General features: G+C 45.2%; 14 protein-coding genes and 1 pseudogene. 5 read left to right on the forward strand and 10 right to left on the reverse strand.

All coding sequences use genetic code 11. The features are described from left to right. Positions 1–190: 190 nt before the first annotated feature. Both KKZ03_RS21850 and lexA read right to left on the reverse strand, forming a co-directional pair. Positions 191–325: a hypothetical protein gene (locus KKZ03_RS21850; protein ID WP_256451980.1), complete on the reverse strand. Its 135-nt coding sequence runs from the start codon at positions 323–325 to the stop codon at positions 191–193. 28 nt (positions 326–353) lie between these two features. Next, complete coding sequence (gene lexA / locus KKZ03_RS16770) at positions 354–980, reverse strand: transcriptional repressor LexA (RefSeq protein ID WP_243217935.1); 627 nt, start codon at positions 978–980, stop codon at positions 354–356. Positions 981–1,162: 182 nt separating this feature from the next. On the opposite strand from lexA, the gene KKZ03_RS16775 reads away from it, so the two are divergent. The 5 genes and pseudogenes from KKZ03_RS16775 to KKZ03_RS16795 all read left to right on the forward strand — a co-directional run bounded on the left by KKZ03_RS16775 (position 1,163) and on the right by KKZ03_RS16795 (position 5,571). Continuing rightward, entirely contained in the window at positions 1,163–1,546 is a 384-nt protein-coding gene (locus tag KKZ03_RS16775; RefSeq protein WP_243221657.1) for a LexA family transcriptional regulator, read from the forward strand. Further along, positions 1,546–2,809: pseudogene (locus tag KKZ03_RS16780) on the forward strand (Y-family DNA polymerase). The gene KKZ03_RS16775 and the pseudogene KKZ03_RS16780 overlap by 1 nt, the downstream one beginning before the upstream one ends. A gap of 343 nt (positions 2,810–3,152) precedes the next feature. Then, positions 3,153–3,689, forward strand: a complete 537-nt coding sequence (locus KKZ03_RS16785; RefSeq protein ID WP_243217936.1) for an OmpA family protein — start codon at positions 3,153–3,155, stop codon at positions 3,687–3,689. Between the two features lie 183 nt (positions 3,690–3,872). Beyond that, positions 3,873–4,361, forward strand: a complete 489-nt coding sequence (locus KKZ03_RS16790; protein ID WP_243217937.1) for a DUF6790 family protein — start codon at positions 3,873–3,875, stop codon at positions 4,359–4,361. 22 nt (positions 4,362–4,383) lie between these two features. After that, positions 4,384–5,571, forward strand: coding sequence for a hypothetical protein (locus tag KKZ03_RS16795; protein WP_243217938.1), 1,188 nt, complete (start codon positions 4,384–4,386; stop codon positions 5,569–5,571). A 47-nt stretch (positions 5,572–5,618) separates the two neighbouring features. Here KKZ03_RS16795 and KKZ03_RS16800 read toward each other — a convergent pair whose 3' ends face one another. The 8 genes from KKZ03_RS16800 to KKZ03_RS16835 all read right to left on the reverse strand — a co-directional run bounded on the left by KKZ03_RS16800 (position 5,619) and on the right by KKZ03_RS16835 (position 11,330). After that, positions 5,619–5,885 (reverse strand): type II toxin-antitoxin system HicA family toxin, encoded by a 267-nt coding sequence (locus KKZ03_RS16800; protein ID WP_243217939.1) that lies wholly within the window; start codon positions 5,883–5,885, stop codon positions 5,619–5,621. Positions 5,886–6,080: 195 nt separating this feature from the next. Then, positions 6,081–7,139: an ACR3 family arsenite efflux transporter gene (arsB, locus tag KKZ03_RS16805; RefSeq protein WP_243217940.1), complete on the reverse strand. Its 1,059-nt coding sequence runs from the start codon at positions 7,137–7,139 to the stop codon at positions 6,081–6,083. Between the two features lie 50 nt (positions 7,140–7,189). Continuing rightward, positions 7,190–7,633 (reverse strand): ArsI/CadI family heavy metal resistance metalloenzyme, encoded by a 444-nt coding sequence (locus tag KKZ03_RS16810; RefSeq protein ID WP_243217941.1) that lies wholly within the window; start codon positions 7,631–7,633, stop codon positions 7,190–7,192. 122 nt (positions 7,634–7,755) lie between these two features. Further along, positions 7,756–9,531, reverse strand: a complete 1,776-nt coding sequence (arsA, locus tag KKZ03_RS16815) for an arsenical pump-driving ATPase (protein WP_243221659.1) — start codon at positions 9,529–9,531, stop codon at positions 7,756–7,758. Positions 9,532–9,562: 31 nt separating this feature from the next. Next, on the reverse strand, positions 9,563–9,916 hold the full coding sequence (arsD, locus tag KKZ03_RS16820; RefSeq protein WP_243217942.1) for an arsenite efflux transporter metallochaperone ArsD: 354 nt from the start codon (positions 9,914–9,916) through the stop codon (positions 9,563–9,565). A gap of 18 nt (positions 9,917–9,934) precedes the next feature. After that, positions 9,935–10,414, reverse strand: coding sequence for an arsenate reductase ArsC (locus KKZ03_RS16825; protein WP_243217943.1), 480 nt, complete (start codon positions 10,412–10,414; stop codon positions 9,935–9,937). 64 nt (positions 10,415–10,478) lie between these two features. Next, positions 10,479–10,961 (reverse strand): arsenate reductase ArsC, encoded by a 483-nt coding sequence (locus KKZ03_RS16830; RefSeq protein ID WP_243217944.1) that lies wholly within the window; start codon positions 10,959–10,961, stop codon positions 10,479–10,481. Positions 10,962–10,991: 30 nt separating this feature from the next. After that, entirely contained in the window at positions 10,992–11,330 is a 339-nt protein-coding gene (locus tag KKZ03_RS16835) for a helix-turn-helix transcriptional regulator (protein ID WP_243217945.1), read from the reverse strand. Positions 11,331–11,670: the final 340 nt, after the last annotated feature.

The raw sequence follows: 11,670 nt of genomic DNA on the forward strand, positions 1-11,670 counted from the left end.
ACGCTACATAAAATTCTCAAAAATTCCATAGTAAATTTTTTAATGTTGTTCGTTCATTTATGGATAGTCACATATTGTTTAAAAGAAACCTTGTTTACAACACGGGAAAGAGACAAGGAGGTTATGCGAGAATAAAAAAGCAGCATTCTGCCTTGTCTATCAACTACCATTGCATGAGCCAATACATATTTCAAATAATTAAGGTATGTTTAATAAAGTGCTTTACTCGCTGTACCAAGTGCTCTACCGGCTTTTTTTTGTAATGTCTCATAATATCGTCAACTTTATTAAAGACCTGATCGTGCATGTGAATTCTTTGTGGCATGGTTGTTCTCCTCGTTATAAGAATGTAATTAATGTGATCGGTAACTGCGCATTTGCCCGACTAACACGCCCTGAATGGTAACTTGTTCGGGACGATAAGACAGCGCTGACATGTGGGCATTGCCGGGCAGCAGCAGCACTTGCTCGGCGGTCTGCTCAATGTATTTCAGGGTGGCCTCAAAGTTGTCGATCAAGGCGACTACTATCTCCCCGTTAATTGCATAGTCACGTTGCTCGATAACCACCCAGTCACCATCAAAAATACCGGCCTCAATCATGGAGTCGCCTTTAATCTGCAACACATAGCAGGATTTATCGGTTTTCAGTGCATCCGGGACAGTCATGTAACTGATGGTTGCCAGTGCTTCAATCGGCTTACCGGCGGCGATTGATCCGACAAAAGGCAAGCCTTGCTCAGAACCGGAATCATCACCCTGCGCCTGAGCAGTCAAGCGAACACCGCCTTGTTTATTGCCGGTAAAAGGCTCTACCAGACCCGCTTTAATCAACGCCATGATGTGCTTGTACAAAGAGCCTCGCGAGGCCATGCCCAGTGCCGTACAAAGTTCATCCAGGCTGGGCGGGCGAGAAAAACTGTCGGTGTTGTCACGAAGAAAATTGAATATCTCTCGTTGTCGCCGGGTTAATACACTCATAAGTGGTGGTCTCTCGATCTGCTTTAAGTTTTTGTCATTTTAGCAAAAATAAACTAGAATGCAATAAAAAGAGAACAAAAAGAAAACATAAAGATATCCTTTGCCCTTACCCCCCCCCCTACCAAGTACCTATGATCATGACTTCTTTTACTGTGCTATTGCCGACGCCACGGCCTTGTGTGATGCCCTTACCCTTATTCAGCGGTAAAGTCGCCGCAGGTTTTCCCTCACCTGCCGATGATTACGTCGAGAAAAATCTGGATTTGAACGAACTGTTGGTACAAAAACCTGCGGCAACCTTCTTTGTTCGTGCGCAAGGCGAATCCATGCTCGGTGCCGGCATCCATCCCAATGATATCTTAGTCGTTGATCGTTCCCTTGAAGCCGTGCCGGGTAAAATCGTGATTTGTGCCTTAAATGGCGAATTAACCGTTAAACGCTTGGCGCAGGATAAGGGGCAATGGCAATTGAAAGCAGAAAATCCGGCTTATGCCAATATCGTCATTTACGATGAGCTAGACATGGTGATCTGGGGCGTAGTGACTAACGTAATTCATGCCGTATAATTCAGCCACTGATTGCCTTAGCTGATTGCAACAATTATTACGTATCTTGTGAGCGTGTCTTCCAGCCTGATTTAATCGGCAAGCCGGTGGCTGTGCTCAGTAATAATGATGGTTGCGTGGTTTCCCGTAGCAAGGAAGTGAAAGACTTGGGGATAAAAATGGGGGTTCCGCTGTTCCAGATTCAGCAACTAATTAATCAACATCAGATTCAGCTGTTTTCATCACACTATTCGTTGTACGCGGACATGTCAGCGAGGGTAATGTCAATTTTAGAAGAATTTGCTCCCAGCCTGGAAGTCTATTCCATCGACGAGGCGTTTTTGGATTTAACTGGCGTTTGCCACCAAGACTCGATTGCTTACGGCCACCGAATCAAAAAAGCTGTCGTCCGTACAACCGGCATTCCCATCTGTGTTGGCATGGGGCCAATAAAAACACTGGCCAAACTGGCAAATTTCGCAGCTAAAAACCGGTGGCGTGTTGGATTTGTCAGACCCTGTGCGCCGCGAAAAACTGATGCGCATCGTGCCGGTCGGCGAAGTGTCGGGCATCGGTTCACGAACTACGGCAAAATTGAATCAACTTGGCATTTATAGTACTTGGGACTTGGCGACACAATCCAGTAAACGCATTCAAAGTCAGTTTACTATTGTGGTTGCCAGAACCGTATTGGAATTGAACGGCATTCCCTGTTTGGAACTACAAGAGATTGCCGCCAACAAACAGCAGATTGTCTGTTCTCGCAGTTTTGGTCGTCGACTGACCGAGTACAAAGAACTGTCCGCAGCCTTAGCCGAGTTTTGCAGTCGGGCCGCAGAAAAGCTTAGAAGACAACATTCGGTGACCCGTTGCATCACGGTTTTTATCAGAACCAGTCCGTTCAATACCCAAGAACCGCAATATCAGCGTTCGGCCACTGTCAAGCTCGATACCGCCACCCAAGACACCCGCACACTGATCGCCACAGCCAACCGTTTGCTAACGGCAATTTTCAAAACCGGTTACGGCTACCAGAAATGTGGTGTTCATCTTAGTCAACTTCATTCACAATCAGCGTCTCAGCTTGAATTATTCGATTTTGTAGATAGCAACTTGCCTACGGAAAACCGTTTATTAATGGCAGCCATGGATAGTATCAACCAACGCTTTCCTAAGGCTATTTCAGTAGCTGCCACTGGCTTTGATAAATCCTGGAAGCCCAAAGCAGAGCGGGTGTCACCCCGCTATACAACCAATTGGCAAGAGTTGGTTCGCGTCAAATAGAAAAAGACAATTTCCAAAGAATGGTTCTTAATATTTAAACGCTTACCACATATATAAGTAGCTTATAAAACCATTGCATCCAAACGAATGGCCTGGTTTAGGCCATAAACACTGACAAATTTTAGAAAGAATATACCGGTCAACAGTGACTAAAATTATGTCATTGCAACCGATTGGGCTTTACTGGTAATCTGGCCGCTCTGGTTAATCTGGTTGGGCATTGAGAGCCATAGCCAAGTTGATAAATGAACCTTGGCATTCTCGGTTGACTAGCTTTTTTAACTATCTATATGTATAGCTAAACATCGCACAGTTTTATTAAAAACACTATGGGAGACAAAAAATGAACAAGATAATTACAAAAATTTTGGGGTTGTTCGTGCTGGTTTTTTTAACCGCGTGTGTTACGACAACAAGCAGTTATAACGCCTTGCAACAGCAATACGATCAATTGGAAGAGGCTTTTAGTGCTGATCAGGCAAAGATTGTTCTGCTTGAGGGCGAGCTAAAAGTTACACTATTGGATAATCTTCTGTTTCCGGAAGGAGGATATAAACTAAGTACCTTTGCCCAGTCAGTTCTTGTCAAATTGGTACCCACCTTGTCGGGTTTGCATCAAACCAAGGTTGTGATTGCCGGATATACCGACAATATTCCAATCGGAGGACACCTTAAGCGTCAGGGTATCGTCTCGAATCTCGATTTGTCATCCAAACGCGCGGATGAAGTGGTTGATTTTTTGCTCAAGAAGGGAGTCGATCCCACTATTATCTCGGCACAAGGCTTTGGTGAAAATAATCCTGTTGCCAGCAATGACACGGCTGATGGCAGAGCGCAGAATCGCCGTATTGAGGTCACTTTAGTGGGGCCAGGTAATTAATGACTGCCCCTCAGGTATGAAGTAAAGCCACTGCAAGGTGGCTTTGCAATGCCTCGTATCATTTTAATTATGAGTATCGACAATCAGCAGATAACCCTTAACAAAAGTATCCATACATTACGTAGTCAGTGATTGGTATGCTATATTTCCGGCCAGAATCTTTAGAATCCACGCAGCGAATGAATGATGCCAAAATTTGACAAGAAGAAATTAGTCTCCATGATGGAATGGATTCGGCCTTTAGGAATAAGCCTCATTATATTTTTTGCTTACTTTTTTGGTAACGATCCAATTTCACGATTCCACATCATGGGTCCATTCATTGTTTTGTTAATGTCAGGAACAGTAGCTTTGGAGGGTTTGTTATGTGGAGACGCCGCCTCGGAAAAGATTGGCTATATACCGAACAAAGCCTATCAAATTCAATCGCGACTAAATAATGCCGCTACTGCTCTTACGGCCGTTCTAGTCTATGTATTGAATTGGGGTAGATACGCTGATTCAACGATAGTGACTGTTATGTTGATGTTCTTCACTTTCTCTGCCACAAACCATGCAGTTAGTGCGCTTAAAGATCACAATATGAAAATAGTCAATTTACTTCGCCCTGTAATGTCCTTGCTCTTAATTACAATTTTAGTGCCTCACATGATTCAAGCACTAAATCAGTAGCGTTATTAACTCATCAATCCCTATGTCACAAAATACCTCAACGACCAAAAAATCAAATTTTCAGCGCAAAAACCCTGCCGGTTTTTTAGAAGACAGGGACGTTAAGTATTATCAATATCTGGCTAAAAAATCCGGCATTACCAACGTAGAGGCATTGGTGGCAATTGATGATTTACCCTCGGATGATAACTTAAGTTCAGCGGCCAATAATATTACCCATTTTGCGGCTTTCATTGCTTTTGGTATTGGCGCTTTAACGACGGTAGTTAGTGTGTGGTTTGAATGGAAATATGCGGGACGCCTGGATGATTTTCTTTACTACAGTGGTTATCTGCTCGTGATCAGCACCATGTTGGCGCTTGAAATGACGGTATTATTTTGGTTGGGACTGAGAACCGTACACCAGCTTGCCTGCTTGACTGGACATCATGATTTACATGATGACCCGCTTTTAAACGACGCTTATACCGTGCCTAATATGTTGGCCAGAGCTGCTTTGGAAGTCCCTGATCCTGTTATTCACTATCTTGGCATTGATCCGCTTAAACATGTACCAAAATCCGGATTATTGTTTATAGGCCTGTTATACAAAGCAAAAGTGCTGTTAAGTAGCTTGTTCATTAAATTTGTTTGCGTACGTGTTTTTGGTAAAGGCAGTTCACGTTTAGGTTTTGCCTGGGTTGCGATCCCTGTCACCGGTATTTGGGATGCTGTCGTCATGTATAAAGTCGCCAGAGAAGCCCGGTTACGACTATTTGGTAATCGTTTGGCGCGGCATATTACCGATGAAATCATGCAGCCCGAATTTATTTCCCAGTTATCGGCTAAAGCCAAAGAAGGCGCTATTCGCGCTGTCGCCACCATGATGATCTTATCACAAAATCATCATCCTAATATGCTGGTTTTATTAATTGAGCTGTGCAAAAACTTCGAAACAGACGAACGTTGTGAGTATGATAACTGGGCAGATTTTTTAACCCTACTCAATGAAGTCAGCCTGCGGGAACGTTATTTTATTCTTGATTTACTCAGTGTATCTGCAGCTTTTGATGGTCATTTATCGCGACTGGAACGTCATCACTTGCCCCAAGCCTTTGGTGAACATACTGAGGTTTATATGCTGCGTATTGAAGCCCTTAAAGAGGCGTTGTTAAGCGGACGATTACATAAAGCCAAACAACTGTGCTTGCTTGATTTTGAGCCTGGCTAAAAAATTTACCCTAAAATAAACACGGGGTCAGAGTGCTATTTGTCTGTTTACACATCGTAAAGTGAAGGACTGATACCAGCCTGCACCAGATATTCTCGCAGATGCTTAATGTCTTGCTTATTGCAAACACTGCCGTGATGCGGATGATGCAAAATACCTTCAACCTCATTCAGAATTACACGAAAACGGGCTCCATGACTGGGTTCAATTCGGGCCCCCAAGTGATGAAGCAAAGATTCGACTTCACGCCAATGGATATTACCGCTGATCGGGTCTTGAAATATGACCCGTAATAACTTTATAGGGTGGCTCATGACTGTATCCTCACTATCTGGTTACTCTCAGAATACACGTTAACATGCTTTCCGTTCAAGACTTAATGCCAAAAAAGATCTGTGTTTTGGCCATTTTTAGGCACTGGTGCCTAAAATATCTATATCTACTGACTTGGTCATGATTACTCTGCCGTTGAACTAGATTATAAAGAACTGATCAAGGTTGGCTGATTTTTACCTTACAGCATAAAATCGTTTCCTGAAAAAAAATGCTACATTTACTAAGGCAATCATAACCGGCACCTCAATCAGCGGTCCGATCACCGCAGCAAAAGCGGCACCGCTGTTGATGCCAAACACCGCAACTGCCACAGCAATCGCCAGTTCAAAGTTGTTACTGGCAGCGGTAAAGGCCAGCGTGGTACTTTTCTCATAGTCCGCGCCGATGGCTTTTCCCATAGCAAAACTGACTAAAAACATCACCACAAAGTAAATTAACAGCGGGATGGCAATCCGCACTACGTCCATAGGCAGTTGTATAATTAAGTCGCCCTTCAGTGAAAACATCACGACAATGGTAAACAATAAGGCAATGAGTGTTAGCGGACTGATTTTAGGTATGAAATGCTGCTGATACCAATCCTTGCCCTTGGCACGAATTAGCAGGAACCGTGTCAGAAATCCGGCAATAAAAGGTACACCTAAATAAATAAAGACGCTTTTGGCAATCTCACCGATGGTAATAGTCACCAAGCTACCTTGCATGCCAAATAAGGGCGGTAATACAGTAATGAACAACCAGGCATAAACACTATAAAATAATACCTGGAAGATACTGTTAAATGCGACCAAACCGGCTGCATATTGGTTGTCGCCTCTGGCCAGTTCATTCCAGACGATGACCATGGCGATACAACGAGCCAGACCAATCAAGATCAAGCCGGTCATGTATTCCGGATAATCGCGTAAAAACAGGATCGCCAAGACAAACATTAATAGCGGACCGATGATCCAATTTTGGACTAACGATACCGTTAATATTCGCCAATTACGAAACACATCGCCCAGCTCCTCGTAATGAACTTTTGCCAGCGGCGGGTACATCATCAGAATTAATCCGATGGCAATTGGGATATTGGTTGTACCGACAGAAACCGCACTATTGAAGCCATTAACCTCAACCGGAAAAGCAAAGCCGATACCAACGCCAATCGCCATAGCGGTAAAAATCCATAGGGTCAGATAGCGATCAAGAAAGGATAAGCGGGGATTAGGGCAGTTAGGTAAAGTCATCAAGGTTTCCAGTAAATGTTCTCGGCAAGCAACTTAAGAAATAATCGTTTTTAACAGGTTATATCGTCTTTCGACGGCTTGCAGCAGGTCGAGGCAGGTTCAAGCTGAATGACCTCATCTTCACCAAACATCGGAATGGCATTCAATGAATGAAAAGCTTCCCAGGCGATACCTTGCGGATCGACCGTCCAGTATTTGTCAGATTGTACATAACAGCAGGCGGCCTGTTTTTGCGCCACGATGGGTAACGCCGCAGCGGTCAATCCCTGTTGAACGGATTCAAGTTCTGCCGTGGATTCGACCTGGAGTCCCAAGTGATCCAATCCCGGTTTACGCCCCCGATTGGAAATGGCAAAGTTGATGCGCGGATCATCCAGTATCCATTTTGCATAATCGGCTTCGCGAAGCGTCGGCTCGCTTTGAAATAACGCACTATAAAATTGAATATTCTGCTCAAGATCTTCAACAGCAATGTGAATATGAAAACGTTTCATGGCGATTACTCCAGTAGCAGGAAATTTTTTATGGTTCTTCTGCACAAGACCAAGATCGTCTGCACAGTTTACAAGTGTCGTTATTGAAGCATTTCACTAATCGGTAGGTGTTTCCTAATCTTTCAACATTCGGAATTGATCTTGTTATCACCTGTTAATTCAAGCAAACGACTGACGCCAATCGGTTCTTCCTTAAGCATAGGTACCACCGCATAACGTTGGGCATGCAATTTGGCAACGGCATTGATTTCGCGCAGTTCGTTGATAGCGCGTTGGCGCAGCAAGGGTGACGTGGAGACCGCTGCAGCAACACTGGCATTGATGATCCAGGCCCAAGGCTCTATTCCTGCTCGTTGCAAATCGGCTTGCAGGCTTGCAGCTTCCAGCACAGGGGTAGTTTCTGCCAATGTAACAATCAGTACCTTGGTCTGTTTAATGTCCTGCAATTGCATCATCGGCGTGGTGTAGTGCTGGCCAGAATCGCCCATCTGGCGGGTAATTTCACGGTGATAAGCGCCGGTTGCATCCAACAACAGCAAGGTGTGACCGGTAGGTGCAGTATCCATTACCACGAACTTTTTGCCGGCTTCCCGGATAATGCGGGAAAATGCCTGGAATACAGCGATTTCCTCAGTACAGGGCGAGCGCAGATCTTCTTCCAGCAGCGCACGACCTTGTGCATCAAGCTTTGCACCTTTGGTCTTCAAAACATGTTCACGGTAATGCTCGATTTCAGCTACCGGGTCAATGCGGCTTACAGTCAGATTGTCGAGTGCGCCATTGAGCGTTTCGGTCAAGTGCGCAGCAGGATCAGATGTAGTCAGATGCACAGGCAGTCCACGCTGTGCCAGTGCGACAGCGACGGCTGCCGCCAGCGTCGTTTTACCAACGCCGCCTTTGCCCATCAACATCACCAAGCCATGCCCGTCTTTGGCAAGAGTATCTATCAGTTCAAAAAGACGGGGTTCGTCCAGCTCAATGGGCAAATCTACCCTGAGGTGCTCTTGCATAGCAGTATCAACCAGCAATTGGCGCAAGGCATCCAAGCCAACCAGATTGAAGGACTTCAGCATGACCTCGTCACAAGGCAAGGTTTTCAAAACTTCAGGGATGGCAGCCAGTGCTGCCTGTTCACGTTTATGAATAGCAGCGACCAAGGGATCATTATCTTCCTCAGTGCGAGGCAGGATACCATTGATGATCAGATATTGATGTTGAAAGCCAACCGCAGCCAGCTCTTCATGGGTACGGGCGACTTCGCGTAAAGTCGCTTGCTGGGCACGGGCCACCAGAATCAACCGGGTACTCGTTGCATTGGCCAGTGCATCTACTGCTGCCTTGTATTGCTCCCGCTGTTTTTCCAGACCGGCCAACGGGCCAAGACAAGACGCATCACCTTTACCTTCTTCAAGAAAGCCGCTCCAGGCACCGGGTAGTTGTAACAAACGTATGGTATGGCCTGTGGGTGCCGTATCGAAAACGATGTGATCGTAGCCGGCAGTCAACGCCGAATCGGTCAACAGCGAGGTGAATTCATCAAAGGCCGCAATCTCGGTGGTACAAGCACCGGACAGTTGCTCTTCGATGCCGTTCACCACTGCTTCGGGCAGAATTCCGCGTACCGGACCGACGATGCGATCGCGATAGGCTTGGGCGGCGGCTTGCGGATCAATCTCTAATGCAGCCAAACCCGGCACGGGCAGAATATCGGTAATCTGGTTGCCGATGTCAATGCCGAACACTTGACCGACATTGGAAGCCGGATCAGTACTAACCAACAGAACCTGTCGTCCGGCATCGGCCAAATGTATCGCCGTGGCGCAAGCGATTGAGGTCTTGCCTACGCCACCCTTGCCGGTAAAAAACAGGAATCGTGGTGGCTGATCGAGAAATTTCATATCCGTCATGACGACATCTCCATCGGTTTTTTTAACAACGACTGCCTTTACAGCAATCGGACTGTGACTTTTCTTCCGTTTGGATAAGTCCAGTCCAACGTGCCAGTTCGGCTCTATTCGGGTAGCGCCCGGCCAACGCTACTTCACCATCGATCAGAATCAAAGGTAACGCTTCAGCACCGGAGCGTTCAAGAAAACCTTTTACAATAGAGTTTTCCGCAAACACCATTGGTTGCTGAGCCAAGTTAAAACGCTCAATCTGAGCGCCGTTTTGCTTTGCCCAATCGACATCGGCAGAAAATCCGACTAATTGTTCATCAACGTCTACGCCGCAAACACCGGTACTGCAACATAAGGCAGGGTCAAAAACTTGAATTATTGTCATGATAAAATTCCTTGGTAATTAGGGTAGCAGGGTGCCAATACGGTCCAGTTCGGCTTTCAAACGTACGTTATCGAGCTTTAATTCAGCCAGTGGCAATGCCAGAAATTGTTCAATGCGATGGCGCAAAATGCGATAAGCGACTATAAATGCTGCTTTGATTTCTTCTTCAGTACCCTCAGCATGTGCAGGGTCTTCGACACCCCAATGACTGCGTAAAACGGAACCCAAATAGGCGGGACAAGTTTCGTTGGCGGCATTGCCGCAAACACTAATAACAATATCCGGAATCAAGGGTAGATCATTCCAGGATTTACTGTAATATCCCTCAGTAGAAATACCTTCCTGCTCAAGTAAAGCCACTGCCCGACTGTTTAATTTACCTAAAGGCTTGCTGCCTGCACTGAGTGCATGCCAACCTTTTGGCGCAAGATGATTGAAAGTGGCTTCGCCAATCAGCGATCGACAAGAATTACCGGTGCAGAGAAATAAAACGTTCATGAAAGATAGTAAATTTTAAATGTATAAAAAATATCGGATGCATTAAGGAAGAAGTAAAACTCTTTTAAGCTTCACCCATGTTGCCAATATCGCGAACTTGTCGTTCTAGTGCCATTCGTTCAAGACTAGCTATAGGTAAGCTAGTGAACAATATGATACGGCGCTCAAGGATGGCAAACGCTTTAGCGAAAGCAATACGCTTTTCTTTTTCTTCGGCTACTGCTGGATCAACCACTCCCCAATGAGCATTAATGGGTTGTCCAGGCCAAACGGGACAAATTTCATTGGCGGCATTATCACAAACCGTGATTACAAAATCGAGGGCTACGGCATCAGGTTTCGCAAACTCATCCCAGCTTTTGCTACGTGCATCAGGCAATGAAATACCTTCCAGCTCCAAACGCTCAAGGGCAAATGGGTTAACGTAACCAGAAGGAAAACTACCGGCGCTAAAAGCCTGAAACCGGCCATTACCATATTTATTCAGCAAGCCTTCAGCCATAATACTTCGCGCTGAATTGCCGGTGCAGAGAAACAGAACATTCATAATCAATAGCTTCCAAAGTTAAAGAAAAAATTAGTTGGTATCGCAGCAGGAGGTTGCCTTATCGATATCAAAACAGTGCTCGGGGTTGCCCGTACAGCATTCGGCAGTCAGATAATCTATCAACGACTGCATCACTGAAAGATTCGCCCGATAGCGTTGGTAGCGCCCCTCTTGAGTCACGTTAACCAAACTGGCATGAGTCATGGCTTTGAGATGAAACGACAGGTTGGTTGAAGGCAAACCTAATATTGAGGCTATTTCACCTGCAACCAACCCCGTAGGTGCCTGTTTAACAAGCAGTCGAAAAATATCCAGTCGTATACCGGATGCCAGTGATTCAAAAAGTGTTGTTGCAAGTTGCTTATCCATTGTTTGACTATACAATAACTATTGAAATATAACAACAGTAGTAACAAACTGAACTTTTCCAAAGTAAAGTTTAAGGTCCAAGTTGATTCGGTTAAATATGGACATGACAGTGAGTATTTTCGAGAATTGATACGTCGCGACCAAGATAGATCAGCAATGCTCATGCTGTAGACGGCTTTATGGCGATGAATATGGCAGATAAAGGTCGGCAATATGCCATAAAGATATCATTAGTGCTTCCACTAATATTATTTACCAAGCTAAAAGAGGGTTAGCTTCCTGTTTTTCATGCACCTTACCGTCTTTATTTTGGCAACAATTCATTAAGACTACCAGCTTT

Source organism: Methylobacter sp. S3L5C, assembly GCF_022788635.1.
Classification (GTDB): Bacteria; Pseudomonadota; Gammaproteobacteria; order Methylococcales; family Methylomonadaceae; genus Methylobacter_C.